The following is a 25,075-nucleotide window of genomic DNA, read 5'->3' as shown; positions in this document are numbered from 1 at the left end:
CCCAAGCCCCCGCGCCCTAACATACCCATTCCACAATATTCCTCCTCCTTTCGGGCAGTATCCCTCGCTATTACGAAGAAGGCATAATGCCATCCCGCTTTTCTTCGCCCCCCGCCTGAGGTTCGCAACGCATGCAGTTCAACGCCGACTCGGATGCCATGTACCGCCTGCTGGTGCAGAGCGTGGTGGACTACGCCATCTACATGCTCTCCCCCGAGGGCATCGTCACCAATTGGAACCCCGGGGCGGAACGGGCGAAAGGCTACACGGAAGCTGAAATCGTCGGCCGGCATTTCTCGGTGTTCTACACCGAGGAGGACCGCGCCGCCGGGCTGCCTGCCCACAGCCTGGAAACCGCGCGGCGGGAAGGGCGCTTCCATGCCGAAGGCGTGCGGCTGCGCAAGGACGGCTCGCCGTTCTGGACCAGCGTGGTGATCGACGCCGTGCATGATGACCAGGGGCGGATGATCGGCTTCGCCAAGGTGACGCGTGACATCAGCGAGCGGCGCCAGACCGAACTGGCACTGCTGGAGGCCAAGGTGCTGGCTGAGCAGTACAGCGCCGAGATGAGCTCGCTGTCACAGTTCCTCGACTCGGTGATCTCGAATATTCCCGCCAGTGTCATCGTCAAGGACGTGCAGACCGAGCGCATCCTGCTGGCCAACCATCAGGCCGAGGCGCTGTTCGTGCCCAACGGCGCGAGCATGGTCGGCCAGTTGATGAGCGAGGCGCTGGCGCCGGAGACCGCGGCCTACATCGAGCAGCAGATGGGCCAGGACCTCAACATCGGCGCGATCAAGACCGTGGAGACCCTGGTGGCCACCAACCGCGGGCCGCGCACGCTGCGCAGCCGCACGGTGCTCAACCAGGACCCGGGCAACGCCTCGGAATACGTGCTGTTCGTGGCCGAGGACGTCACCGTCGAGCTGGCAGCCAACGCCCGCATCCACCACATGGCCCACCATGACGCGCTGACCGGGCTGCCCAACCGCGTGCTGTTCCACGAGAAGCTCAAGGAGGCGCTGCAACTGGCCGACGGCACCGGGAAAATCACCGGCACCCTGTGCCTGGACCTGGACGACTTCAAGAACGTCAACGATTCCCTGGGCCACGGCATCGGCGACAAGCTGCTGCGGGCGCTCAGCAGCCGCTTGAAGGTGGAACTGCGCGAGGTCGACACCCTGGCGCGGCTGGGCGGCGATGAGTACGCGGTGATCCTGCCGGAGCTGGAAACCGCCGAGGCCGCCGAGCTGTCGGCGCAGCGCCTGATCCAGGCCGTGCGGCCGCCGTTCCTGATCGAGGGGCACAGTTGTTCGGTAGGCGTGAGCATCGGCATTGCCCTGTCGCCCCATGACCACGACAGCCCCGAGCAGCTGATGGGCTACGCCGACATGGCCCTGTACGAGGCCAAGCGCAACGGCCGCAACCGCTTCGAGCGCTTCAAGTTCCAGCTCGACGAAGCGGCGCGCCACCGCCGCACCATGGAGACCGACCTGCGCACGGCGCTGCACCTGGGCCACCTGCAACTGCACTACCAGCCCATCGTTACCCACGCCGGCGACGAGATCTCCGGGTACGAGGCGCTGCTGCGCTGGCGGCACCCCACCAAGGGCACCATCATGCCCATGGATTTCATCACCATGGCCGAGGAAACCGGGTTGATCCACGAGGTGGGCAACCGCGCGCTGAACCTGGCCTGCCAGGAGGCGGGCAGCTGGGGCACCCGCCAGACCGTGGCGGTGAACCTGTCGGCGGTGCAGTTCAAGAACCCCGGGCTGGTGGATTCGGTGGCGCTGGCGCTGAGCGATTCGGGGCTGGAACCCGAGCGCCTGGAGCTGGAGATCACCGAGTCGGTGCTGCTGGAGGACAGCGAGGGCAACGTCGCCACGCTCAGGGCGCTGAAGGCGCTGGGCGTGGCGATTTCCCTGGATGACTTCGGCACCGGGTACTCGTCGCTGGGCTACCTGCGCTCATTCCCGTTCGACCGGATCAAGATCGACATGTCGTTCGTGCGCGAGATGGCGGACAGCAAGGAGGCCCTGGCGATCATCCGGGCCATTACCGGCATGAGCAACAGCCTGCTGATCAAGACCACCGCCGAAGGAGTGGAGACCGCCGAGCAGATGCAGCAGCTGATCAGCGAAGGCTGCTCGCACTTCCAAGGCTACTACTTCGGCCGCCCGGTACCGGCCGCCGAGCGCCGCCACGCCTGATACACCGCGTGGCCTGGGACGCCGCCTGCGGCAGCTGCTACGGGAAATGCATATACTCCCTATCGCGACGCGATTGCCTTCGCGTAGCAGCGGCCGCAGGCCGCGTCCCGGCCAACGCGGTGTTCCAGGCACACCGCCTCAAGCCCGCGCTGCCTCGGCGCTGAACTGCTCCGCCAGCTTCACCGCGCTCATGGGCTTGCCCAACAGGTAGCCCTGCAGGATGTCGCAGCCCAGCTCCGTGAGCATTTCCCGCTGCTCGGCCGTCTCCACCCCCTCTGCCACCACCTTGAGGCCCAGGGTCTTGCCCAGCGCGACGATGGCCGAGACGATGGCTTCGTCTTCGTTGCCCTGGGCCAGTTCGGTGATGAAGCCGCGGTCGATCTTCAACTCGTTGGCCGGCAGGCGCTTGAGGTACAGCAGGCTGGAGTAGCCGGTGCCGAAGTCGTCGATGGAAATGCCCACGCCCAGGGCCGCCAGCTGGTCGAGCACCACCAGCGCCGCCTCGGCGTCGCGCATGGCGGTGGTCTCGGTGATCTCCAGGGTCAGGCAGCGCGGCGGCAGGCCGGTGCGCAGCAACGCCGAGCGCACCACCTCCACCAGGTGGGCGTTGGCCAGCTGCACGGTGGAAAGGTTGACCGCGATGGTCCAGTCACGCTGGCCCTGGGCGTGCCATTGGGCCATCTGCCGGCAGGCCTCGTTGATCACCCAGTTGCCGATCGGCACGATCAGCCCGCTGCGCTCGGCCAGGGGCAGGAAGCGGTCGGGCGGCACCAGGCCCATGTCCGGCTTGTTCCAGCGCAGCAGCGCCTCGACGCCGGTCATGGGGCCGGCAGGGGCGAGGATCTTGGGTTGGTAGAACAGCACGAACTCATTGCCCTCCAGGGCCTGGCGCAGGTCGTGCTGCAGCTGCAGTTGCTGGTGGGCGTTGATGTTCATGGCGCGTTCGAAGAAGCAGTAGCCGTCGCGCCCCTGTTCCTTGGCGTGGTACATGGCGGCGTCGGCGTTGACCATCAGTTCATGGTCGTTGGCGCCGTCGGCCGGGTACACCGCCACGCCGATGCTGACCGACACGTGCACGGTGTGCTGGCCCAGCACGTAGGGTTGCCTGATGGTTTCCACCAGGTGCTGGGCCAGCGCGGCGGCGTCGTCAGGCTCGCAGCTGTCGGTCAGCAGCACGAACTCGTCGCCGCCCAGCCGCGCCACGGTGCCTTCGTCATGCTGGTCGAGGCTGATGCGCCGGGCCACCTCGATCAGCAACTGGTCGCCGACGTGGTGGCCGTAGGTGTCGTTGATCGCCTTGAAGCCGTCCAGGTCCATGAACAGCATGGCGAAGCGGGTTTTCTGCCGGTTGGCCTTGTGGATCGCCTGTTCCAGGCGGTCGTTGAGCAGGGTGCGGTTGGGCAGGTGGGTCAGGCTGTCGTGCAGGGCCAGCTTCAGCAGCTCGCTGTTGGCGCGGTCCAGGGAGTTGGCGAGCAGGCTGGTGCGGATGTCGAGCATCGAGATCACCAGGGCGATGGCGCACACCGCCAGGGTGACGACGATGACCACCACCACCAGCCATTTGCTGTCCAGCCCGCCGTTGGCGGCGCCGCAGACGCTGCCCACGGGGAACTGCGCCGCCGCCATGCCGGTGTAGTGCATGCCGACGATGGCGCAGCCCATCACCAGCGAGGCGCCCAGGCGTGCCCGGCGGATGAACCGGCCTTCGTTGCGCAGGCGGAAGGCGATCCACAGCGCCGCCCCCGATGCCAGGATGGCGATGACCACCGACAGCGCGAACAGCCAGGGGATGTAGTGCACGTCGGGGTTCATCAGCAGCGCCGCCATGCCGGTGTAATGCATGGCGGCAATGCCGATGCCCATCAGCACCGCCCCCAGCAGCAGGCGCGGCAGCGGCATTTCCTTCTGGCACGCGAGCCACAGGGCAAAGGCCGAGGAGGCCACGGCGATCAGCAGCGACAGGCCGGTCAGGACCGGGTCGTAGCCCAGCTGGATCGGCAGCTGGAAGGCCAGCATGCCGATGAAGTGCATCGACCAGACGCCCGTGCCCATGGCGAACGAGCCGCCGGCCAGCCACAGCGCCGCGGCGCGGCCCCTGGCGCGGTTGACCCGGCCGGTCATGTTCAGCGCGGTATAGGAGGCCAGGATGGCAACGACCAGGGAAAACAGGACGTACAGGTTGTTGTAGCTGCTTGCGTACATTGGCGCTCCCTGTGCGGAACCCACTCACTGTGTTAACGGCGGCCCGGAGGTTTTCTAAAGCGGTGCGTGGTGCGTTCACTCGGCCTTGGGGCGCTTGAGCGCCTCGCGGTTTTCCTCCCTGAACTTGGCGCACAGGATGCGCATCATCAGGTTGGCGCGGTCGACGCCTTCCGGCGACTCCAGCGCGCGCCTGGCCTCGTGGGCCAGGTTGCTGAGCGAGCGGTATTCGTTGTTCGGGCGCGGCATGGGGTCACCTTGATCGGGGCTGAGTCACACTGGGCAGGGTAACGCTAGCACCTGAGGGGCCGGATTGCATCCTCCGCCTGGCCGGTGGCTGCGGCCTGCTGGTCCGGGGGGCGCGGCGATTTTTTCCACGCGTGCACGCACGAACGACGACGGCCCCTGCACTTCATTAGCCTGCGCTCATCGTTTGATGACAGGAGGCTTCGATGAAGTCGTGGGGTGAGATCAGTCTGTGGATGGACCAGCTCGAGGAGCCGCGCACCGCGCGCCCGGCGCTGGGCGCCCAGGTGCAGGCCGACGTGGCGATTATCGGCGCAGGCTACACCGGGCTGTGGACGGCCTATTATCTCAAGCGCCAGGCGCCGCACTTGCGCGTGGTGGTGGTCGAGGCCCAGGTGGCCGGCTTCGGCGCCTCGGGGCGCAACGGCGGCTGGCTGATGGGCAACCTGCTGGGCGAGGACCGCATGCTGGCGCCGCTGCCCGCCGCGCAACGCCGCCAGGCCTTCGACCTGCTGCACGGCATCCCGGACGAAGTGGCCCAGGTGGTGGCCCGCGAAGGTATCGACTGCAACCTGCGCAAGGGTGGGGTGCTGTACTGCGCCGCCCGTTACCCCGAACAACTGGCCAGCCTGCGCAGCTACCTGCAGCACCTGCGCGAGCTGGGCCTGGGCGAGGACGACTACCGTTGGCTGGAGCCTGCCGAGCTGGCCGGCCAGGTGCGCATGGCCAACGCCTATGGCGCCGTCTATAGCCCACACTGCGCGACCATTCACCCGGCCCGGCTGGCCCGTGGCCTGGCCCGCGCGGTCGAGGCCCTGGGCGTGGAGATCTATGAAGACAGCCGGGTACTGGACTGGCAGCCGGGCCGGGTCACCACCGCCCACGGCAGCGTGGACGCCGACTGGGTAGTGCCGGCCGTGGAAGGCTACGCCGCCGAACTGCCGCCCCTGGGCCGCCACCAGCTGCCGGTGCAGAGCCTGATGGTGGCCACCGAGCCGCTGCCAGCCTCGGTGTGGGAGCAGATCGGCCTGAACCGTGGCCAGGCCTTCAGCGAGTTCAGCCGCCAGGTCACCTATGGCCAGCGCACCTTTGATGACCGCCTGGTGTTCGGCGCCCGTGGCGGCTACCGCTTCGGCGGCCGCCTGCGCAGCGACTTCACCTTGAACGCCGACGAGCGCGGCCTGCGCCAGGCGCTGATGGGCGAGCTGTTCCCGGCGCTGCGCAGCGTGCGCCTGACCCACGCCTGGGGCGGCAACCTGGGCATGGCCCGGCGCTTCCGCCCGCACATGCTGCGCGACACCCAGCAGCGCATTGCCCTGGCCGGCGGCTATGGCGGCGAAGGCGTAGGCGCCAGCAACCTGGCCGGGCGCACCCTGGCCGACCTGATCCTGGGCCAGGACAGCGCCTTGCTGCAGCAGCCCTGGGTGTTCACCGACAGCCCGGTGAGCAGCCTGCGCAGCTGGGAGCCCGAACCCTGCCGGTGGCTGGGCTACAACGCCATCATCCGCAGCTTCAGCAGCGAAGACGCGCTGCTGGCCAACCCCCAGACCCCGGCGTGGCGGCGTCGCCTGGCGCAAGCCCTGGCCAACCGCATGGAAGGCCTCATGGCCTGGAAAGTCGGCTGAACCCTCAATAACAACACGGAGCGCAACATGAACATCACGCATTTGAAAGGCAGCCACACCATGGCCCTGGCGGAAAGCTTCCCGGTGGCCGTGCCCTTGGGCGAGCCGGTGGCCACGGTGTCGGTCACCAGCGTGGAACGCACCGACGGCGTCGAGACCGGGGTGTGGGAATGCACCCCCGGCCGCTGGCGCCGGCAGATCGCCCAACAGGAGTTCTGCCACTTCACCACGGGCCGCTGCACCTTCACCCCGGACGGCGGCGAGGCGCTGGAAATCGTCGCCGGCGACGCCCTGATGTTGCCCGCCAACACCCACGGCATCTGGGATGTACAAGAGACAACAAGAAAAACCTACGTGCTGGTCTTCTGAACTGCCGCCCCCCCTTAGGTCTGGTAATCGAGGTGCTCATGCTCAAGAAACTGTTGCCGCTGATGTTCGTGGCCTGTACCACCCAAGCCGCTGAAGTCGTGCACATCTACAACTGGGGCGAGTACATTGCCCCCGATACCTTGCAGAACTTCCAGAACACCACCGGGTTCGGCACCCAGTACGACGTGTACGACAGCAACGAGACCCTGGACGCCAAGCTGGCGGCCGGCCATTCGGGCTACGACGTGGTGTTCCCGTCGGCGCACTTCATGGCCCACCAGATCCAGAGCGGCGCCCTGAAAACCCTGGACCGCAGCAAGCTGCCGAATTGGAAGAACCTCAACCCCATGCTGATGAAGGCCCTGGAGGCCGACGACCCGGGCAACCTGCATGGCGTGCCGTACCTGTGGGGCACCACCGGCATCGGCTACAACGTCGACAAGGTGCGTGCCGCGCTGGGCAAGGACATCCCCATGAACACATGGGACGTGCTGTTCAAGCCCGAGGTCCTCGCCAAGTTGCATGGCTGCGGCGTGGCGGTGCTCGACAACGGCCCCGAACTGCTGCCCATCGCCTTGCGCTACCTGGGCCTGCCGCCGCACAGCAAGGACCCGGCGGACTACAAGAAGGCCGAGGCGCTGCTGTTGCAGATGCGCAAGAACGTCACCTACTTCCACAGCGCCAAGTACATCGGTGACCTGGCCAACGGTGATATCTGCCTGGCCGTGGGCTGGTCGGGCGACGTGATGCAGGCCGCCAACCGCGCCACCGAGGCGGGCAACGGCGTGAAGGTCAAGTACGAGATTCCCAAGGAGGGCGCGCCGTTCTGGATCGACCTGATGACCATGCCCGTGGACGCCCCCAACGAGGCGGCCGGCTATGCCTTCATCAACTACATGATGGAGCCCAAGGTGGCGGCGAGCATCAGCAACGCGGTGCGTTACGCCAACGGCAACGCGGCGGCGGACAGCCTGGTGGACCCGAAACTGGCGGCTGACCCTGCGGCCTATCCGCCGCAGGAAGTGATGGACAAGATGTTCATCCTCGAAGCCATGCCGTTGAACATCGACCGCCTGCGCACGCGCATCTGGAGCAAGGTCAAGAACGGCGTGTAACCCCTGACGCGGCCTGCGGCCGCTGCTACAGGTGTGGGAGCTGGCTTGCCAGCGAGCTTTTATGGCCCCAACAGCTCGCTGGCAAGCCAGCTCCCACAGGATGTAGCAGTTGCCGCAGGCTGCGTCACAGGCGTTGCTCGGGCGGCAGCAACAACCGCAGCAACGCCGGCAACGCCACCAGCACCAGCGGCATCTGCACCACCAGCCCGGAGATGATGGCGATGGCCAGCGGCTGCTGCATGGCCGAGCCAGCCCCCAGGGCAATCGCCAGCGGCAGCAGGGCCAGGGTCGCGGCAATGGTGGTCATGGCGATCGGCCGCAGGCGGTTGGCGCCGGCTTCCAGCAGGGCCTGGTGCAGCGGCAGGCCTTCGTCCTTCATCAGCGTCTGCAGCTCCGAGATATAGAAGATGGCCACCTCGGTGACGATGCCGATGATCATGGTCATGCCCATCATCGCCGAGATGTTCAGCTCGATGCCGGTCAGCCACAGGCCGATGAACACCGCGCCGGCGGCCAGCAGCGGCATCAGCATCACCGCCAGGGCAATCAGGAAGCTCTCATACAGCCACAGCAGCAAGGCGAACACCAGCGCGGTGGCGGCGCCGAACACCAGCATCAGGCCGTGGAAGGCGATCTGCTGCTGTTGGAACAGGCCGCCCATCTCATAGGTCACGCCACGGGGCAGGGTGTGCTGCTGGCCCAGCAGCTTCTGCACGTCGGCCACGGTGGAGCCCAGGTCGCGGTTCTCCAGGCGCGCAGTCACGCTGACCACCCGGCGCAGGTTGTCCCGCGAGATCTCCTTTTCACCCACCACCGGCACCAACTGCGCCACGCGCTTGAGCGGAAACAGGTGGCCGTCCGGGGCGCGCAGTTGCAGGTTGGCCAGTTGCTGCTCGTCCAGGGCCATGGCGCCAGCGGTGCGCACGCGGATGCCCACGGTCTTGCTGCCCTGGGTAAAGCTGGTGGCGACCACGCCCTGCACCAGTTCGGTCACGGCCTGGGAGACGAACTGCGGGTCGACGCCCTCGGCCGCCGCAGCCTGGGGCGATACCTGCAACTCCAGCGAGTCGCCGGCCGGGTTGAGGCCGTCGTTGACGTCCACCACACCCTGCACCTTGGCCATGGCCTGGGCCACCGCCTGGGCGGTGTGCGCCAGCTGGTCGGGGTCGTCGCCGTACAGCTTGACCTGGATGGGCTGCGGCACGGCAGTCAGGTCGCCGATCAGGTCTTCCATCAACTGCGCCAGCTCAATGGTCAGCCCCGGCACGCTGTGTTCAACCTCGGCGCGCACCTGGGTCATCACCACGTCGATCGGCTGGCGATCGCCGGCCTTCAGCCGCACGAAAAAATCGCCCTTGTTCGGCTCGCTGAGGCCGCCACCCAGGCCGGCGCCGGTGCGCCGCGACCAGGTCAGTACGTTGGGGTTGTGGCGCAGGATGGTCTCCACCTGGCGCACCATGCGGTCGGTTTCCGACACCGAGGTGCCGGGGGTGGAGTGGTAGTCGAGGACGAAGCCGCCTTCGTCCATGGCCGGCATGAAACCACTGCCCACCCGCGAGAACGCCAGCAGCGACACCAGCACCAGCGGTACGATGCCCACCAGCAGCCACCAGGGCCGCGCCGACACCCGCGCCAGCAGGCGCTGGTAGCGCTGCTGCACGGCATGGGCCAGGCGGCCTTCCTTCTCTTCGGCGTCCCTGGCCGTGAGCCATTTGTTGCACACCAGCGGCACCGCCAGCCAGGTGAACAGGAAGGAGATCAGCAGGGCGCTGGCCATGGTGATCGACAGCGCCTTGAAGAACGCCCCGGTGACCCCGCTGAGGAACGCCAGCGGAATGAAAATCACGATGGTGGCGCTGGACGAGCCCACCAGCGGCCGGGTGAACTCCTGGGCGGCGCGCATCACGCTGCCCTCGAACGCGCTGCGGCCACCCTCGCGCACCCGGCGCATGATGTGCTCGATCATCACGATGCCGTCGTCGATCACCAGGCCCACCGCGGCCGCCATGCCGCCCAGGGTCATGATGTTGAAGCCCATGCCGAACAGCTTCAGCAGCAGAATCACCGGCGCCATCACCGTGGGCACCAGGGCAATGGCGATGACGGTGATTTTCCAGTTGCGCAGGAACACCAGCAGGGTCAGCGCCGCCAGCACCACGCCGATCAGGATGGCGTCGCGCACGCTGCCCTGGGACGCCACCACCAGCTCGCTCTGGTCGTACCAGTTGGCGATGGTGACCCCGGGCGGCAGCTGGGCCTTGGCCGCGTCGAGGGTGTCGCGCACCTGCCGGGCCATGGTCACGCTGTTGGCGCCGGGCTGCTGGTAGACGTTGATCAGCACCGCGTCGGTGCCGTCCGCGGTCACCCGCACCCATTGCGGGGTGGCGCCCAGGCTGACCTTGGCCACCTGGCCCAGGCGAATGGGCGTCGGCGTGCCGGCGCCAGCGACAATCACGTTCTGTACGGCGGCAAGGTTGGTCAGCTGCGCGTTGGCCACCAGCAGGTACAGCTTGTAGCGGCTTTCGATGCGGCCGGCGGCTGTCAGGGTGTTGCTGGCGGCAATGGCCCTGGTAACGTCCGCCGGGCTCAGGTGGTGGGCCGCCAGGGCGAGCGGGTCGATCTCTACTTCGATTTCATCCTGCTCGCCGCCGGCCACATCCACCTTGGCCACGCCCTCGATGGACGACAACAGCGGCCGCAGTTGCAGTTGGGCCAGGTCGTGCAAGGCGGCCAGCGACTGGTTTTTCGAGGTCAGGCTGTAGGCGATCACCGGGAACACCGTGGGGTCCATGCGCCGCACGGTGAAGTTGGTACCCGGCGGTAGCTGCGAGGCGGCCTCGGTCAAGGCCGTCTGCAACTGCAAGGTGGCCTGGTACATGTCGGTGCCCCAGTCGAAGTTCACCGAGATATCGGCGGCGCCACGGCTGGTGGTGGACTCCACCCCGCGCACGTTGGGCACTTTGCGCAGGGCTTCCTCGGCGGGCATGGTCACCAGGGTGGCCATCTGCTCGGCGGGGCGGTCGCCGTTGTCCAGGGACACCTGGGCCCGGGGGAACTGGATGTCGGGGAACAGTGACGTCGGCAGCTGCAGGGCGCTGAGCACGCCCACCACCACCAGCAGGGCGATCATGAACAACAGCGAGCGGGTGTGCCGTTGCATCCAGGGTTGGCGCGGGTTATCGATAGGCGAGGTCACTGCGCGGCTGCCCCCGTGGCGGAGGTGGACGAGGTGGCGGCGCCGGTCTCCAGCTGCACGGCCATGCCATCGGCCAGCTGCGCGCTGCCGACGGTGACCACCGGTTGGCTGGCGTCCAGCGCACCGTCGACGCCCAGCTGCTGGCCGTCGTCGGCCAGCACCTTGACCGCCACCCGCCGGGCATGGCCCTGGGCGACCTGGAACAGGTAGGTGTCCGGCTGGCCCAGCAGGGCGGCGGCGGGCACTTGCCACAAAGTTTTGGGCTGGGTGCGCACCTCGACGCTGACGTGCATGCCGGGCATCAGGCTGGCGTTCTGCAGGGCGACGTTGGCGCCTATCGTCACCAGCTGGCTGGTGGCGTCGATCGAGTGCCCCAGGCTGGTCACCGAACCCTGGGCGCTGGCGGCCAGGTTGCTGGCCACGGCCGTGACGGTAAGGGCGTCGCCCTTGTGCAGCTGCGCGGCGTCGGCCGGCTCGATGCCGAAATAGAAGTTGGCCTGGGCGCCGGGCCCGGACGGCTGGCTGAGCAGCATCAGCGCGGTGCCGGCGGCCACCTGGTCGCCCTGGGCGGCGCTGATCTGCAGCACGGTGCCGTCGCGGGGCGCGGTGATCACCTGGGTGCCGGGGCGGGCGCCGGTGGCCTGTTGTGCGTCCAGCGCCTGCTGGGCATCGGCCACGGCCTTCTGCGCCACCGCCAGTTGCGAGGCGGTGGCCAGGCGCAGGTCGAACTGCGCCTTGACCCGCGCCTGTTCGGCGCGGGCGTCATTCACCGCGGTGCGCGCCTGGGCCGAGGCCAGTACGGCGGCGGGGTCGGCGCTTATTTCCAGCAGCGGGTCGTGCTGGTGCACCACCTGGCCGGGGCTGACCCGCAGGCGGGTGACGCGGGCCAGGTAAGGCAGGCTGATGGACTGGGTGAGCGAGGCGGTGGTGCCGACCACGCCGTAGCCGCGCAGCAGCGAGCTGACCGGCCCTTGCTGGGTACGCACGGCCTGCACCGTGGCCACCGGTTCATCAGCGGCGCGGGCTTGCAGGATGGCCAGCGACAGCACGGCCACGGTCAGGGGGCCGAGGGGGCGAAGCGTCATGGTGCGGTTACTCCAACGGCCAGGGGCTTGCTGGCATAGGGTTGAGGAATGTCGGCGCCCATCAGCGCCTGCAGGGCCACGCGCTGTTCGGCCAGGGCCTCCTGGGTGGTGGCCACGGCGATGTCGCGGGCCAGCAGCGAGTTCTGCGTGTCGGTGTAGGTGCCGATGGTCACTGCGTGCAGGGCATAGGCCCGCTCGGTGGCGGCCGCCAGGCTGTCGAGGTCGGGCAGGGCGTGTTGCAGGGTGTCGACCTGCGCAGCCAGCAGCTGGATATCGGCGCGCAGGCGGTCGACGTCGGCGTAGGCGCTGTTGACCCGGTTGAAGTACTCCACGTGCAGGCGCTCGCGGGTGGCCTTCTCGATGGCGATCACCCCGCGGTTGCGGTTGAACACCGGCAGCGACAGGGTCAGGGTGTAGCCCTGGGTTTTCACGTAGGAGGTGTCGCGGGCCTGCTGCACGCCGAACTGGAAGGTGGGGAACTGGTTGAGCACGGCGGCACGGTACTTGTTTTCCTGAGCCAGGTAGCCTTGCTTCAGGGCCAGCAGGTCGGGCCGGCGGCTGGCCAGTTGGCCCAGGTCCTGGTGGGTCAGGGCGATGCTGGCGGCGATCGCCTGGGCAAAGGCGGCGTCGCCCAGGGGCTCGCGGGGCAGCAGCTTGAGCTGGACGTCGGGCGCCAGGCCCAGCAGGGCGTTGAGGTCGTGGCGGGTCTGGGAGGCGGCGCGCTGGGCGTCGGCCAGGGCGGTCTGGCTGTCCTGGTAGGCCAGCTGCGCCACGCCCAGGGCGTCGCCGGTGATGTCGCGCTGACGGGCGCCCTGGCTCATGGCCTGCAAGCGGGCCAGGTTCAGGTCACGCTGGCGGGTCAGCAGCGGTACGGTGGTGTCCTGCAGCTGCGCCTTGAGGAACAGGTTGCGCGCCTGGGCCACCAGCTGCCATTCCTGCCACAGCATGCCCAGGTCGGTCTTGCGCACCGTGGCGTCGGCGGCGGCCTTGTTGGCGCCGCGGGTGATGATCTTCATCACGTCGATGCTCAGGCCGGCGGTGTAGTCCGAGGAGGCGCCGCTGATGTGCGGCCGGGTCCAGTCCTGGATTGCCGTGAGCTGCGGGTCGGGCAGCAGCCCGGCGTCGAACGCCTGGGCCTTGGCGATGGCCAGGTCGCTGCGGGCCAGCTTCAGGTCCGGGTTGTTGAGCACGGCCAGGGTGGCGATGTCGGTCATGTCCAGGCCCTGGGCGGCGGCGAAACGGTGCGCGGGCAGGGGTGGCAGGCCCAGGGCGTGGGCGTCGACCTCCACGCGGGTGGCGCTGGCGGGCAGGGTGGGGTGGTCGTCGCCGGCCCCCAGGGGACTTGCGTGGTACACGGCGCAGGCCGACAGCAGGCAGCCCGCCGCGGTGAGCAGGGCCGCGCGGGTGAGGGCGGGCAGGGTCCGATGCATAAGGTGTCGTTCGCTTTATTGGGATCGCTGCCGGGCATCCTGAACGAGCGTCAATGGCGCCGAGTTCGCCGCTGGGTAAACTTTTTGACAGGTGATAAGTACTTGTCTCCGCGCGGTTTTTTATTTGGATCGGGGCAGCGGTGGCAGGGTGCAAAGCGTCAATGGCGTTGTGCTAGGCTTCGAAGGTAGTCAGGAACGGCAATGTTTTGTCGACAAACCGATCGCAGGAGGGATTGTTCAAAGCCTGCGGGGGTGATCAAGGGAGGGGCACGGATGCACGTATTGATTGCAGAACACGACACACAGACACGACTCACCATCGGCAATTACCTGCGCCTGCACGGCCACCAGGCCACCTGCGTGGGCGACGGGCTGACCGGGCTGCACCTGGCGGTGACCCAGCCCTACGATGCGCTGGTGTTCAACGCGCAACTGCCCGGCATAGACGGCTACCAGGCCTGCGAGCGGCTGCGAGGAGCGGGACGCGCGCATCTGCCGTTCGTCATCGTTGCCCAGGCCCGGGACCTGGGCGAGGTGCTGCGCGGCTTCAAGCTGGGCGCGGACGATTACCTGGCCGGGCCACTGGAGCCCAGCGAGCTGGTGGCACGCCTGACAGCCATCACCCGGCGCATGGCGCGCCTGCACACCCGGGTGCTGGAGGTCCACGACCTGACGTACGACCTGGACACACTGCACGTCAGGCGCGGCGAGCAGGCCATAGACCTCAACCCCACCTCGCTGCACCTGCTGGAGCTGTTGATGCGCAAGAGCCCCGCCGTGGTGTCCCGGCAGGAAATGCTGGACGCGGTCTGGGAAGGCGCGCCGCGCAGCAGTGATACGTTGAGAAGCAATGTCCACCTGCTGCGCCGTGCGGTGGACAAGCCGTGCTATACGCCGCTGATCCACACCCTGCATGGCGTGGGGTATCAACTGATGTGTCGAAGCGCCTGACGGGACAAGCGCGGCGTACTCGGACGCGGCCTGCGGCCGCTGCTACGGGGCATGCGTCGCCTGCCTCGCGATCGGCGAGGTGCGCGCGCCCTTGTAGCAGCTGCCGCCAGGCGGCGTCAGGGCCCCACGCGGTTACGGGCGCGGTTTCGGCTGGGCCTTCTGCGCCGTGGACTGGGCCGTGGACTCGCGGTTGGGCTGGCCAGGCTTGCTGGAGCGGTGGGCGTCGTTGTCGCGCTCCACTTCGCCGGGCGGTTGCGTGGCGGTGGCGTCAGGTCGGGTGTCTTTGGGCTGGCTCATCAGGTTTGCTCCTTTGTGAACAGGGGGTCACAGAATCGGCTTGCCGCCGGTGACCCCATAGCGGGTGCCGGAGATGTAGCTGCCCTCGTCCGAGGCCAGCAGCACGTAGATCGGCGCCACTTCCACCGGCTGGCCAGGGCGGCCCAGCGGCGTCTGCGCACCGAATTGGGTGACTTCCTCATCGGGCATGGTGGCGACGATCAGCGGTGTCCAGATCGGCCCCGGTGCCACGCTGTTGACCCGTATCCCGCGCTCGCCCAGCAGTTGCGCCAGGCCGGCGCTGAAGTTGGCGATGGCGCCCTTGGTGGTCGCGTAGGCCAGCAGGGTGGGCTTGGGCGTGTCGGAATTCACCGAGCTGGTGTTGATGATCGCGCTGCCCGCCGCCATGTGTGGCACGGCGGCCTGGCACAGGCGAAACATGGCGGTGATGTTGATATCGAAGGTCTTCAGCCATTCGTCGTCGGTGATGTCTTCGAAGCGCTCGTGGGTCATCTGGAAGGCCGCGTTGTTCACCAGCACGTCGATGCGGCCGAAGCGCGCCACGGTATCGTCGACCAATTGCCGGCACACGCTTTTCTGCGCCAGGTCACCGGGCAGCAGCAGGCATTGCCGGCCTGCGGCTTCGACCCAGCGCGCAGTCTCGTGGGCGTCTTCGTGTTCATCCAGATAGGCCACGGCGACGTCTGCGCCTTCCCGGGCAAAAGCGATGGCCACGGCGCGGCCGATGCCGCTGTCGGCACCGGTCACCAGGGCGATCTTGCCCGCCAGCCTGCCGCTGCCCTTGTAGCTCTGCTCGCCGCAGTCGGGCGTGGGGTCCATCTGCCGTTGTGAACCGGGCACGGCCTGGGGTTGGCGGGGGAAGGGCGGTTTGGGGTAGTCGCGCATGTTCGGCTCTCCTGATGATTGAACAGGCCTGTGGTTGAGATACCGGCGCGAAGGTGAAGGTTGAGTTGGATCGTGGATTGGCGCGACGAGCGGTGTGGCTGGGATAGGCGGGGCTGCCGGACGCCGCCTTTCGTCTGCTGCTGGCGTGATCCATTGAAACGATGGCCGTGCCGCGTTGGCCTGATTCCCGTAAGCGAGTCAATTGTTCAGCCATGCCAACGGAGAACACCATGAAAGCCATCGTCTACAACGGCCCACGCGACGTCAGCGTGCAAAACGTCCCTGATGCCCGTATCGAGAAACCCACCGACGCCCTGGTGCGTATCACCACCACCAACATCTGCGGCTCTGACCTGCACATGTACGAAGGCCGCACCTCGTTCGAGACCGGCCGGGTGTTCGGCCACGAGAACCTCGGCGAAGTGATCGAGGTGGGGCAGGGCGTGGACCGCATCAAGGTCGGCGACCGCGTGTGCCTGCCGTTCAACATCGGCTGCGGCTTCTGCGAGAACTGCGAGAAAGGCCTCACCGGCTTCTGCCTCACTGCCAACCCCGGCAACGCCGGCGCAGCGTACGGCTTTGCCGAGATGGGCCCGTACCAGGGTGGCCAGGCCGAACTGCTGCGCGTGCCGTACGCCGACTTCAACTGCCTGGTGCTACCCGAGGACGCCCAGGAGCGTGAGGACGACTACGTGATGCTGTCCGACATCTTTCCCACTGGCTGGCACGCCACCGAATTGGCCGGCCTGCTGCCGGGCGAAAGCATCGCCATTTACGGGGCTGGCCCGGTGGGATTGATGGCTGCCCATTCGGCGCTGATCAAGGGCGCGTCCCAGGTGTTCGTGGTCGACAGCCACCCCGACCGCCTGCAGTTGGCCGCGCAGATGGGCGCCACCCCCATCAATGCGCTGGAACAGGCAGCGGTCGACCAGATTCTCAACCTCACCCATGGCAAAGGCACCGACCGCGGTTGCGAATGCGTGGGCTACCAGTGTTGTGATCGTCACGGCCACGAGGCCAACCACTTGACCATGAACAACCTGGTGGCCTCCACCAAAGCCACGGGCGGCATCGGCGTGGTAGGGGTGTTCGTGCCGCAGGACCCCGGCGCCAAGAGCGAATTGGCGAAGGAAGGCAAGATGGCCTTCGACTTCGGCGCGTTCTGGTTCAAGGGGCAGCAGATTCGCACGGGCCAGGCCAACGTCAAGGCCTACAACCGTCGGTTGGCGGAGCTGATCCACCATGGCCGCGCATCACCGTCGCAGATCATTTCGCACCGGCTACCACTTGCCGATGGGCCTGCCGCCTATGGGCATTTTGATGCGCGGGACCAGGGCTGGACCAAGGTAGTGCTCAAGCCGGCCGCCTGACCGGACGACGTCCGCCCCCTGGAGCGTACTGGCCCCAGGGGGCGTTACAGTGCGGGCAGGCTCCATCAGCTGCCCGACTTGGCCGATTGCGGCGCCTGTTGCTGTTGCGCCTGGTCGTGGGCAGCGGCCACGGCGCGCTGTTGGTCCTGCACCTGCTCGTAATGCGCCATGGCGTGGTCACGCGCGGCATCCATGCGGGCCGCGACGATGTCACCGCCGCCTTCGGCCATGGCTGCAACCGAACTACCCATCAGACCTGCCAGTACCAGCATTTTCAAGATTTTCATGATTCTCTCCACTGTATTTGGCGGGCCGTTGTGGCCCGGTGAAGAGAGAATGCGGCCGGGGGCCTTTCAACGATTTCGCCGGCGCCTAAACAATTTGACAGGTGGGATGGCGTTCGCACGCCCAGGTGCAGGGTGAGCCGTTGCAGCTAGGCAGGCAAGCTAGGCCAACCGTGCCACCAGCCCGTAGCCCAGGAACGTCATCAGCAGCGACCCCAGCACGTGGGCGCTGACGGTCGCCGCCGCCCACCCCAGGCGGCCTTCCTGGAGCATGAACAGCACTTCGGCCGAGAAGGTTGAAAAGGTCGTCAGGCCGCCGCAAAAGCCTGTGGTGATCAGCAGTTTCAACGCAGGGTCGAGGTTGGGGGCGCGCATGAACAAGGCCATGGCCATGCCGATGATGAAGCCGCCGACAAGGTTTACCAGCAAGGTGCCCAGGGGCAGGTTGGGGAACAGCCCGTTGAGCTTGATTGCCAGCAGCCATCGGCCCAGGCAGCCAATGGCGCCGCCGATGGCGACGGCGAGGAAGGAACTGTACATGCGCAGGTGTCCGCAGGGGCGAGTTTTGACTGTAGCGCAATGACGCAGCCTGTGGCAGCTGAGGGCTTCCGTAGCAGCGGCCGCAGGCCGCGTCCAGGGCGCCGCGCTTTTCCTGGCACACCGCGGTGGGCCCGGACGCCGCCTGCGGCAGCTGCTACGGGGGGTTGGGTAGCAGCGTTCGCCAGATCGACTACCTTATGGTGCTGCACAGCCATTTTTCACACCTGCCTTAGAAGGAGTGCTCACCATGACCGATCACGCCAGACGCCCCTTGCTGGTGCCGTTCGCCGGCCCCACGCTTTTGGGTACGCCGCTGCTCAACAAGGGCACCGCCTTCACCGCGCAGGAGCGCGCCGAACTGGGCTTGCAGGGCCTGCTGCCCGCCCACGTCGAGACCATCGACGAGCAGTCGCGCCGCGCCTTCGCGCAGTTCGAGGGGTGCTCCACCGACCTTGAAAAGCACGTGCTGCTGCGCTCCATCCAGGACTTCAACGAGACCCTGTTCTACAAGCTGGTGGACGACCACCTGGACCGCATGCTGCCGATCATCTACACGCCCACGGTGGGCAAGGCGTGCCAGGAGTTCTCGCGCATCTACCGCAGCCACCGCGGCCTGTTCATCAGCATCGACGACGCCCAGCGCATCGATGAGATCCTCAACAACGTCACCAAGGACAACGTCAAGGTCATCGTCGTCAGCGACTGCGAGCGCATCCTCGGCCTGGGTGACCAGGGCGTGGGCGGCATGGGCATTCCCATCGGCAAGCTGTCGCTGTACACCGCCTGCGGTGGCATCAGCCCGGCGCACACCCTGCCGGTGGTGCTGGATGTGGGCACCAACAACCCCGAGCGCCTGGCCGACCCGCTGTATTTCGGCCTGCGCCACGAGCGGGTGCGCGGCCAGGCCTACGACGATTTCGTCCAGGCCTTCATCGACGGCGTGAAGCGCCGCTGGCCCAAGGCGATCGTGCAGTTCGAGGACTTCGCGCTGGCCCAGGCCATGCCGCTGCTGGACCGTTTCCGCGACCAGCTGTGCTGTTTCAACGATGACATCCAGGGCACCGCCGCCGTCACCGTTGGCACCCTGCTGGCGGCGTGCAAGGTCAAGGGCCAGCGTCTGGCGGACCAGGTGGTGGCGTTCGTCGGCGCCGGTTCCGCCGGCTGCGGCATTGCCGAGCAGATCATCGCCGCCATGCAGCTGGAAGGGGTGAGCGAGGCCCAGGCCCGGCGGCAGGTGTTCCTGATCAACAGCAAGGGCCTGCTCACCGACCGCCAGGCCGGCCTCTACGACTTCCAGGCGCGGCTGGCCCACCACAGCGACAGCCTGGCGGGCTGGCAGTACACCGGTGACTGGCCGTCGTTGCAGGAGGTGGTCAGCAACGCCCGGCCCAGCGTGCTGATTGGCGTGTCGGGCAAGGCCGGCCTGTTCACCCAGCAGATCATCGAGACCCTGCACCAAGGCTGCCCGCAGCCCATCGTCATGCCGCTGTCCAACCCCACCTCGCAGATCGAGGCGCACCCCAAGGACATCCTGCAATGGACCCACGGCCAGGCGCTGGTGGCCACCGGCAGCCCGTTCCTGCCGGTGGAGGTGCTGGGCAAGGTGTTCCCCATCGCCCAATGCAACAACTCCTACATTTTCCCCGGCGTCGGCCTGGGCGCCATCGTCAGCCAGGCCACGCGCATCACCGACGGCATGCTGATGGCCTCGGCCCAGGCGCTGGCCGATTGCGCGCGGGAAGGGCAGATGTTGCCGGCGCTGCGCGAAGTGCAGACGGTCAGCCAGCGCATCGCCTTCGCCGTGGCCAGGGCGGCGCAGGCCGATGGCGTTGCCGTGCCGCAGGATGATGCGAGCCTGAAGGCGGCCATCGAGGCGCAGTTCTGGCGGCCGGTGTACCGCCAGTACAAGCGCCGCTGAGCCCACGAAGTAGCCGCTGCCCCGGGCAGCGGCTACCCCGGCCAGGTGCCCCGGCGCCTGCATTGATGAGTATCACTCATCAGATCATCCCGTTTTCCCCCGGTACTCAGGCCTTCGTCCGTTGCGTAGTGTGAGCCGCATTCACGGCACCCACACCACCACGGAGCCCCCATGCGCCCATTGGCCGCCATCGCCACTGCCGACTCAGCCAACCACGGCTTGCGCACGCTGCTGATCCTCAGCGTGCTGCTGGCCTTCGCCTCGATTTCCACCGACCTCTACCTGCCGGCCATGCCGGTGATGGCCCAGGCGCTGCACGCCGACAGTGGCACCCTGGAATTGACCGTGAGCGGCTACCTGATCGGCTTCAGCCTGGGCCAGTTGTTCTGGGGGCCGTTCAGCGACCGTTTCGGCCGGCGCCTGCCGGTGGCGCTGGGCCTGGTGCTGTTCATCATCGGCTCGGCCGGCTGCGCCCTGGCCGCCGACGGCCACGCCATGATCGGCTGGCGCGTGGTGCAGGCCGTGGGCGCCTGTGCCAACGTGGTGCTGGCCCGTGCCATGGTGCGCGACCTGTACCAGGGGCGCGCGGCGGCGCAGAAGATGTCGACACTGATGACCATCATGGCCATCGCGCCGCTGGCCGGCCCGACGCTGGGCGGGCAGATCCTGCACCTGGCCTCGTGGCAGGCGATTTTCTGGGTGCTGGTGCTGGTCGGCCTGCTGACGTTGGCCAGCCTGCTGCTGTTGCCCGAGACCCTGCCGGCGTTGCGCCGCGCCCCGGCCTCGCTGGGGACGATCGTCGCCCGCTATGGCGCGCTGCTGCGCAACCCGCGCTTTCTCGCCTACGCCGCCACCGGCGGGTTCTTCTATGCCGGCACCTTCGCCTACATCGCCGGTTCGCCCTTTGCCTACATCGGCTACCACCACGTGCCCGCGCAGCTCTACGGGCTGCTGTTCGCCGCCGGCATCGTCGGCGTCATGGCCACCAACCTGGCCAACGCCCGGCTGCTTGCGCACTACCACAGCGACCACTTGCTGATGGTGGGCGCGTTGATGGCCGGTGTGGCCGGGCTGCTGGTGGCCATCAACACCTGGGCGGGCTTCGGCGGGCTGCCGTTGCTGGTGCTGGGCTGCTTCCTGTTCGCCTCGTCCACCGGCTTCGTGGTGGCCAACTCGGTGGCGGGTGCGCTGAATGGCGCCGGCCAGTTCGCCGGCTCCGCCTCGGCCCTGGCCGGGGCCATGCAATACGGCGCGGGCATCCTCGGCTCGGCCCTGGTGGCGCTGTTCGCCGACGGCACGCCGTGGCCCATGGGCGCGGTGCTGGCGCTGTGCGGCGTGGGCTGCGTGGCCAGCGCGGCCTGGGTCTTGCGCACCGCCACAACTCATTGATCCACTCCAACAGAGGTAACTTCCATGACGCTCGACTTTGACAATCAGGTGGCCCTGGTCACCGGCGCGGCCTCCGGTATCGGCCTGGCCACCGCCAAGGCGTTCGCCGCGGCAGGCGCCGCCGTGGCCCTGGCCGACAGGCACGGCGAGGCCGCCCGCGCCGTCGCCGAGCAGCTGAACGCCGCGGGCCACAAGGCCATCGCCATCGAGTGCGACGTGGCCGACATCGCCCAGGTCGAGGCGATGGTCCAGCAGACCGTCGCCGAACTGGGCCGGCTGGACGCTGCGTTCAACAACGCCGGCATCCAGAACCTGCTCGCCGAAACCGCCGACGCCAGCGTCGAGGACTACGACCGGGTGATGGCGGTGAACCTGCGCGGCGTGTGGGCCTGCATGAAGTTCCAGCTGCAGCACATGCGCGCGCAGGGCAGCGGCAGCATCGTCAACTGCTCGTCCCTGGGCGGCCTGGTGGGCGGCGCCGAGCGCGCCAACTACCACGCGGCCAAGCACGGCGTGCTCGGCCTGACCAAGAGCGCGGCGCTGGAATACGCCGCGCGCAACATCCGCGTGAACGCCGTGTGCCCGGGCCTGATCTGGACGCCCATGGCCGACCAGATGGTGGCGAGCGGGCAGGGCGAAGCCCTGGCAGGGATGGTCAAGAGCATCCCCATGGCCCGCCACGGCCGCCCCGAAGAGATCGCCGACGCGGTGCTGTGGCTCAGCAGTCGCCGTGCCAGCTACGTCACCGGCCAGTCCATCTCGGTGGACGGCGGCTTCATCATGCGTTGATTGAGAGGCAGTGAACATGAACCCGCAACACACCGATTGCCAGCCATCGCTGGACGACCTTGAAAGCGTGGCGCCTGCGCTGCGCCATTTCACCGCGACCCTGGTGCAGGGCACGCTGTGGCGCAACACCGACCTCAACCCGCGCGACCGCAGCCTGGTCACCGTGGCCGCCGCCATCGCCCGCAACCATGCGGTGCAGCTGCAACCGGCCCTTGACCAGGCCTTGCAGCATGGCGTCAAGCCGGCGGAGATCTCCGAGGTCATCACCCACCTGGCGTTCTATGCAGGCTGGGGCAATGCCCTGGCGGCGGTACTCCCGGCCAAGGCAGTGTTCGTCCGGCACGGGGTGGCTGCCGACGACCTGCCGCCGGTGGCCTGCGAGCCGCTGCCGCTGGACGAAGCCGCCGAGCGCCAGCGCGCCACCGCCGTCAACGCCAACTTCGGCGAGGTAGCCCCAGGCGTGGTCAAGCACACCACCGACTGCCTGTTCCTCGACCTGTGGTTGCGCCCGGCCCTGGCGCCGCGCGACCGCAGCCTGGTAACGGTGACGGCGCTGGTGTGCGCCGGGCAGGTGGCCCAGGTGACCTACCACCTCAACCGCGCCATGGACAACGGCTTGACCCAGGCCCAGGCGGGCGAACTGCTGACCCAGCTGGCGTTCCACGCCGGCTGGCCGAACGTGTTCTCGGCCATGCCGGTGTTCAAGGATGTGTTTGCCAGCCGCCATTGATACTGCAGGAGTGAATCATGAGAGCACTGACGTTACTGACCGCGATGATGACCTGCACAGCGGCCCTGGCTGCTGAACCTTCCGACGAGCAGAACATGAGCATCGTCAGGAACGGCGAGCAGCCTGCGATCATGGGCGCGCCGGGCAATTTCGTCGGCAACGCGCGCATCGACCCGCTGTTCGCGGCGCGCGCGCCGTCCACGGTGTCGGCGGGGGCGGTGACGTTCCAGCCGGGTGCCCGCTCAGCCTGGCACACCCACCCCATGGGGCAGACCCTGGTGGTCACCGCCGGCACTGGCTGGATTCAACAGGAGGGCGGGCTGAAGCAGGTGATCAAGCCCGGCGACGTGATCTGGACGCCGCCCGGCGTGAAGCATTGGCACGGCGCCACGGCGACCACCGGCATGACCCATATCGCCGTCCAGGAGGCCCAGGGCGGCAAGACCGTGGAGTGGCTGGAACCGGTGACGGACGCGCAATACGAGGCCTCGCGATGAAGCGCTTGAAGGTGGCCGCCACCGCCCTGTCACTGTTGCTGGCGGCCTGTGCCGCTCACGACAAGCCCCAAGGCCCCAGCCTGGACGATGTACGCGCCGTATCACCGGCGCTCGCCCACAATACCCAGGCGCTGCTGGGCGAGGTGTGGCGGCGCCCCGGCCTGTCGCCCCGCGACCGCAGCCTGGTGACCGTGGCGGCGCTGATTGCGCGCAACCAGCCGGCGGAGCTGGCTGTGCAGTTGAACCTGGCGCTGGACAACGGCGTCACGCCTGGCGAGTTGTCGGAGACCATCAACCACCTGGCGTTCTACAGCGGTTGGGGCACCGCCACGGCGGCGATCCCGGTCGCCCGGCAGGTGTTCGCCAGCCGCGGGATCACGGCTGCGCAACTGCCGCCGGTGTCACCGCCGTTGCTGCCGCTGGACCAGGCTGCTGAACAGGCACGGGCAGCCTATGTCGACAAGCTGGCAGGGCCGGTGTCGCCTGGCCTGGTGCAGTACACCGGTTCGGCGCTGTTCCATGACCTGTGGCTGCGGCCCGGCCTGGCCCCCCGGGATCGGAGCCTGGTCACTGTCAGTGCGCTGATTGCCAACGGTCAGATGGGGCAATTGGCGGCCCACCTGAACCGCGCCATGGACAACGGCCTGACCCAGCCGCAGGCCGCGGAAATGCTCACGCAGCTGGCGTTCTACGCCGGGTGGCCGAACGTGTTCACGGCGGTGCCGGTGGTCAACGGCGTGTTTGCCAGCCGGCAGCCAGCCCACAGGGACTCATGAGAAGGGCTCATGACTGCATCCCGTTGTCCCACCTTAATCATGACCAGCTGTTTGGTTAGCATGCTATCAAACGCGCCACGGCTTGCGTGGCGCACCGTTTCAACGCTTGAGGACGTCTATTCATGAATTACCGCTACCTGGGCCGCAGCGCCCTGAAAGTCTCGCCCCTGTGCCTGGGCGCCATGATGTTCGGCGGCGAGACCGACGAGCCCACCTCACGCCGCATCATCGACAAGGCCGCTGCCGCCGGGGTGAACTTTATCGACACCGCTGACGCCTACCACGCCGGCCGCTCCGAGCAGATCATCGGCCGGGCCATCGCCGAACAGCGCGACCGCTGGGTGGTGGCCACCAAGTTCGGCTACCCGTCGTCCGCCATCGCCGGGCCCAACGAGCAGGGCCAGTCGCGCAAGTGGATCATGCAGAACGTGGAAGGCGCGCTGAAGCGCATGGGCACCGACTTCATCGACATCCTGTACTTCCACCGCACCCTCACCGACGCGCCGATGGAGGAGGGGCTGCGCGCGGTAGAGGACCTGATTCGCCAGGGCAAGATCCGCTACTACGGCGTGTCCAACTTCCACGCCTGGCGCATTGCCGAGATGGTGCGTATCGCTGATGCCCTGGGCATCCAGCGGCCTACCGTGAGCCAGCCGGTGTACAACATTGTCACCCGTGGCGCCGAGGTGGAGCAGTTGCCGGTGGCCGGCAACTACGGCATTGGCGTGGTGCCCTACAGCCCGCTGGCCCGTGGCGTATTAAGCGGTAAATATGGCGTTGATACGCCGCCGGCCGCCGACTCCCGCGCGGGCCGTGGCGACAAACGCATCCAGCAGACCGAATGGCGCCCCGAGTCGTTGCGCGTGGCCCAGGCCATCGCCGACCACGCGGCGGCGCGGGGCACCACCTCGATTGCCTTTGCGATTGCCTGGGTGTTGAAAAATCAGCTGGTCAGCGCCGCCATCGCCGGGCCGCGGACCGAGGCCCATTGGGACAGCTACATGCAGGCGCTGGCGCTTGAATTGGGGCCGGACGACGAGCAGTTGGTGGACAGCCTGGTGGTGCCAGGGCATGCCTCGACCCATGGCTTTACCGACCCTAATTACCCGGTGGAAGGGCGCTGCGTGCGGTAAAGATTGCGTCGGGGCCGGACGCAGCCTGCGGCAGCTGC

The 25,075-nt window shown here is 67.7% G+C and carries 22 protein-coding genes; 13 read left to right on the top strand and 9 right to left on the bottom strand.

All coding sequences use genetic code 11. The annotated features are described in order from the left end of the window. Window positions 1–131 precede the first annotated feature (131 nt). The gene (locus tag ACWKWX_RS22480) at window positions 132–2,213 is read left to right on the top strand and encodes a sensor domain-containing protein (RefSeq protein WP_483828970.1); all 2,082 of its coding nucleotides are present in this window, start codon (window positions 132–134) and stop codon (window positions 2,211–2,213) included. Between the two features lie 138 nt (window positions 2,214–2,351). Here the strand turns inward: ACWKWX_RS22480 and ACWKWX_RS22475 are convergent, their stop codons facing one another. Beyond that, window positions 2,352–4,415 carry a putative bifunctional diguanylate cyclase/phosphodiesterase gene (locus ACWKWX_RS22475; RefSeq protein WP_483828969.1) on the bottom strand — a complete coding sequence of 688 codons (2,064 nt, stop codon included), beginning with the start codon at window positions 4,413–4,415 and terminating at the stop codon, window positions 2,352–2,354. A gap of 75 nt (window positions 4,416–4,490) precedes the next feature. Beyond that, window positions 4,491–4,661 carry a hypothetical protein gene (locus tag ACWKWX_RS22470; RefSeq protein WP_416424569.1) on the bottom strand — a complete coding sequence of 57 codons (171 nt, stop codon included), beginning with the start codon at window positions 4,659–4,661 and terminating at the stop codon, window positions 4,491–4,493. Window positions 4,662–4,864: 203 nt separating this feature from the next. On the opposite strand from ACWKWX_RS22470, the gene ACWKWX_RS22465 reads away from it, so the two are divergent. The 3 genes from ACWKWX_RS22465 to ACWKWX_RS22455 are packed head-to-tail and all read left to right on the top strand — an operon-like array spanning window position 4,865 to window position 7,767. After that, window positions 4,865–6,283, top strand: coding sequence for an NAD(P)/FAD-dependent oxidoreductase (locus ACWKWX_RS22465; protein ID WP_483828968.1), 1,419 nt, complete (start codon window positions 4,865–4,867; stop codon window positions 6,281–6,283). Window positions 6,284–6,310: 27 nt separating this feature from the next. Further along, window positions 6,311–6,652 carry a cupin domain-containing protein gene (locus ACWKWX_RS22460; protein ID WP_416424567.1) on the top strand — a complete coding sequence of 114 codons (342 nt, stop codon included), beginning with the start codon at window positions 6,311–6,313 and terminating at the stop codon, window positions 6,650–6,652. A 38-nt stretch (window positions 6,653–6,690) separates the two neighbouring features. Continuing rightward, window positions 6,691–7,767 (top strand): polyamine ABC transporter substrate-binding protein, encoded by a 1,077-nt coding sequence (locus ACWKWX_RS22455; protein ID WP_483828967.1) that lies wholly within the window; start codon window positions 6,691–6,693, stop codon window positions 7,765–7,767. 124 nt (window positions 7,768–7,891) lie between these two features. Here ACWKWX_RS22455 and ACWKWX_RS22450 read toward each other — a convergent pair whose 3' ends face one another. The 3 genes from ACWKWX_RS22450 to ACWKWX_RS22440 are packed head-to-tail and all read right to left on the bottom strand — an operon-like array spanning window position 7,892 to window position 13,478. After that, window positions 7,892–10,963, bottom strand: a complete 3,072-nt coding sequence (locus tag ACWKWX_RS22450; RefSeq protein WP_483828966.1) for an efflux RND transporter permease subunit — start codon at window positions 10,961–10,963, stop codon at window positions 7,892–7,894. Further along, window positions 10,960–12,048 (bottom strand): efflux RND transporter periplasmic adaptor subunit, encoded by a 1,089-nt coding sequence (locus ACWKWX_RS22445; RefSeq protein WP_483828965.1) that lies wholly within the window; start codon window positions 12,046–12,048, stop codon window positions 10,960–10,962. Before ACWKWX_RS22445 ends, ACWKWX_RS22450 begins: the two co-directional genes overlap by 4 nt. Next, entirely contained in the window at window positions 12,045–13,478 is a 1,434-nt protein-coding gene (locus ACWKWX_RS22440; protein WP_483828964.1) for a TolC family protein, read from the bottom strand. Before ACWKWX_RS22440 ends, ACWKWX_RS22445 begins: the two co-directional genes overlap by 4 nt. A gap of 273 nt (window positions 13,479–13,751) precedes the next feature. Between ACWKWX_RS22440 and ACWKWX_RS22435 the strand changes: the two genes are divergently transcribed. Further along, window positions 13,752–14,429, top strand: a complete 678-nt coding sequence (locus tag ACWKWX_RS22435; RefSeq protein WP_483828963.1) for a response regulator transcription factor — start codon at window positions 13,752–13,754, stop codon at window positions 14,427–14,429. 132 nt (window positions 14,430–14,561) lie between these two features. Here the strand turns inward: ACWKWX_RS22435 and ACWKWX_RS22430 are convergent, their stop codons facing one another. Together ACWKWX_RS22430 and ACWKWX_RS22425 are read right to left on the bottom strand one after the other, a co-directional pair. Then, entirely contained in the window at window positions 14,562–14,726 is a 165-nt protein-coding gene (locus ACWKWX_RS22430; protein WP_416424561.1) for a hypothetical protein, read from the bottom strand. 27 nt (window positions 14,727–14,753) lie between these two features. Continuing rightward, on the bottom strand, window positions 14,754–15,611 hold the full coding sequence (locus ACWKWX_RS22425; RefSeq protein WP_483828962.1) for an SDR family oxidoreductase: 858 nt from the start codon (window positions 15,609–15,611) through the stop codon (window positions 14,754–14,756). Between the two features lie 230 nt (window positions 15,612–15,841). Between ACWKWX_RS22425 and ACWKWX_RS22420 the strand changes: the two genes are divergently transcribed. Beyond that, complete coding sequence (locus tag ACWKWX_RS22420; RefSeq protein WP_473002394.1) at window positions 15,842–16,981, top strand: glutathione-independent formaldehyde dehydrogenase; 1,140 nt, start codon at window positions 15,842–15,844, stop codon at window positions 16,979–16,981. A gap of 65 nt (window positions 16,982–17,046) precedes the next feature. Here the strand turns inward: ACWKWX_RS22420 and ACWKWX_RS22415 are convergent, their stop codons facing one another. Together ACWKWX_RS22415 and crcB are read right to left on the bottom strand one after the other, a co-directional pair. Further along, on the bottom strand, window positions 17,047–17,268 hold the full coding sequence (locus ACWKWX_RS22415) for a co-regulatory protein PtrA N-terminal domain-containing protein (RefSeq protein WP_416424558.1): 222 nt from the start codon (window positions 17,266–17,268) through the stop codon (window positions 17,047–17,049). A 159-nt stretch (window positions 17,269–17,427) separates the two neighbouring features. Beyond that, the gene (gene crcB / locus ACWKWX_RS22410; protein WP_416424557.1) at window positions 17,428–17,805 is read right to left on the bottom strand and encodes a fluoride efflux transporter CrcB; all 378 of its coding nucleotides are present in this window, start codon (window positions 17,803–17,805) and stop codon (window positions 17,428–17,430) included. A 247-nt stretch (window positions 17,806–18,052) separates the two neighbouring features. Between crcB and ACWKWX_RS22405 the strand changes: the two genes are divergently transcribed. The 7 genes from ACWKWX_RS22405 (at window position 18,053) to ACWKWX_RS22375 (ending at window position 25,037) form a co-directional block, all read left to right on the top strand. Beyond that, complete coding sequence (locus tag ACWKWX_RS22405) at window positions 18,053–19,723, top strand: NAD-dependent malic enzyme (protein WP_483828961.1); 1,671 nt, start codon at window positions 18,053–18,055, stop codon at window positions 19,721–19,723. A 171-nt stretch (window positions 19,724–19,894) separates the two neighbouring features. Beyond that, window positions 19,895–21,112 carry a multidrug effflux MFS transporter gene (locus ACWKWX_RS22400; protein WP_483828960.1) on the top strand — a complete coding sequence of 406 codons (1,218 nt, stop codon included), beginning with the start codon at window positions 19,895–19,897 and terminating at the stop codon, window positions 21,110–21,112. A gap of 24 nt (window positions 21,113–21,136) precedes the next feature. Beyond that, window positions 21,137–21,901, top strand: a complete 765-nt coding sequence (locus ACWKWX_RS22395; RefSeq protein ID WP_416424554.1) for an SDR family NAD(P)-dependent oxidoreductase — start codon at window positions 21,137–21,139, stop codon at window positions 21,899–21,901. A gap of 16 nt (window positions 21,902–21,917) precedes the next feature. After that, window positions 21,918–22,631: a carboxymuconolactone decarboxylase family protein gene (locus ACWKWX_RS22390; protein ID WP_483828959.1), complete on the top strand. Its 714-nt coding sequence runs from the start codon at window positions 21,918–21,920 to the stop codon at window positions 22,629–22,631. Window positions 22,632–22,648: 17 nt separating this feature from the next. Next, complete coding sequence (locus ACWKWX_RS22385) at window positions 22,649–23,128, top strand: (R)-mandelonitrile lyase (RefSeq protein ID WP_483828958.1); 480 nt, start codon at window positions 22,649–22,651, stop codon at window positions 23,126–23,128. Then, the gene (locus ACWKWX_RS22380; RefSeq protein WP_483828957.1) at window positions 23,125–23,904 is read left to right on the top strand and encodes a carboxymuconolactone decarboxylase family protein; all 780 of its coding nucleotides are present in this window, start codon (window positions 23,125–23,127) and stop codon (window positions 23,902–23,904) included. The genes ACWKWX_RS22385 and ACWKWX_RS22380 overlap by 4 nt, the downstream gene beginning before the upstream one ends. 122 nt (window positions 23,905–24,026) lie before the next feature. Continuing rightward, on the top strand, window positions 24,027–25,037 hold the full coding sequence (locus ACWKWX_RS22375) for an aldo/keto reductase (RefSeq protein WP_483828956.1): 1,011 nt from the start codon (window positions 24,027–24,029) through the stop codon (window positions 25,035–25,037). The last annotated feature ends 38 nt before the right edge of the window (window positions 25,038–25,075 follow it).

Source organism: Pseudomonas imperatae (genome assembly GCF_057128625.1).
This window is presented reverse-complemented; position numbering and strand designations above follow the sequence as displayed.

Coding starts and splice junctions, on each gene's coding strand:
- ACWKWX_RS22480 (WP_483828970.1), top strand. CDS start 132: ATGCAGTTCAACGCCGACTCGGATGCCATGTACCGCCTGCTGGTGCAG.
- ACWKWX_RS22375 (WP_483828956.1), top strand. CDS start 24,027: ATGAATTACCGCTACCTGGGCCGCAGCGCCCTGAAAGTCTCGCCCCTG.
- ACWKWX_RS22420 (WP_473002394.1), top strand. CDS start 15,842: ATGAAAGCCATCGTCTACAACGGCCCACGCGACGTCAGCGTGCAAAAC.
- crcB (WP_416424557.1), bottom strand. CDS start 17,805: ATGTACAGTTCCTTCCTCGCCGTCGCCATCGGCGGCGCCATTGGCTGC.
- ACWKWX_RS22470 (WP_416424569.1), bottom strand. CDS start 4,661: ATGCCGCGCCCGAACAACGAATACCGCTCGCTCAGCAACCTGGCCCAC.
- ACWKWX_RS22465 (WP_483828968.1), top strand. CDS start 4,865: ATGAAGTCGTGGGGTGAGATCAGTCTGTGGATGGACCAGCTCGAGGAG.
- ACWKWX_RS22395 (WP_416424554.1), top strand. CDS start 21,137: ATGACGCTCGACTTTGACAATCAGGTGGCCCTGGTCACCGGCGCGGCC.
- ACWKWX_RS22390 (WP_483828959.1), top strand. CDS start 21,918: ATGAACCCGCAACACACCGATTGCCAGCCATCGCTGGACGACCTTGAA.
- ACWKWX_RS22475 (WP_483828969.1), bottom strand. CDS start 4,415: ATGTACGCAAGCAGCTACAACAACCTGTACGTCCTGTTTTCCCTGGTC.
- ACWKWX_RS22400 (WP_483828960.1), top strand. CDS start 19,895: ATGCGCCCATTGGCCGCCATCGCCACTGCCGACTCAGCCAACCACGGC.
- ACWKWX_RS22425 (WP_483828962.1), bottom strand. CDS start 15,611: ATGCGCGACTACCCCAAACCGCCCTTCCCCCGCCAACCCCAGGCCGTG.
- ACWKWX_RS22435 (WP_483828963.1), top strand. CDS start 13,752: ATGCACGTATTGATTGCAGAACACGACACACAGACACGACTCACCATC.
- ACWKWX_RS22455 (WP_483828967.1), top strand. CDS start 6,691: ATGCTCAAGAAACTGTTGCCGCTGATGTTCGTGGCCTGTACCACCCAA.
- ACWKWX_RS22415 (WP_416424558.1), bottom strand. CDS start 17,268: ATGAAAATCTTGAAAATGCTGGTACTGGCAGGTCTGATGGGTAGTTCG.
- ACWKWX_RS22445 (WP_483828965.1), bottom strand. CDS start 12,048: ATGACGCTTCGCCCCCTCGGCCCCCTGACCGTGGCCGTGCTGTCGCTG.
- ACWKWX_RS22440 (WP_483828964.1), bottom strand. CDS start 13,478: ATGCATCGGACCCTGCCCGCCCTCACCCGCGCGGCCCTGCTCACCGCG.
- ACWKWX_RS22460 (WP_416424567.1), top strand. CDS start 6,311: ATGAACATCACGCATTTGAAAGGCAGCCACACCATGGCCCTGGCGGAA.
- ACWKWX_RS22430 (WP_416424561.1), bottom strand. CDS start 14,726: ATGAGCCAGCCCAAAGACACCCGACCTGACGCCACCGCCACGCAACCG.
- ACWKWX_RS22385 (WP_483828958.1), top strand. CDS start 22,649: ATGAGAGCACTGACGTTACTGACCGCGATGATGACCTGCACAGCGGCC.
- ACWKWX_RS22380 (WP_483828957.1), top strand. CDS start 23,125: ATGAAGCGCTTGAAGGTGGCCGCCACCGCCCTGTCACTGTTGCTGGCG.
- ACWKWX_RS22405 (WP_483828961.1), top strand. CDS start 18,053: ATGACCGATCACGCCAGACGCCCCTTGCTGGTGCCGTTCGCCGGCCCC.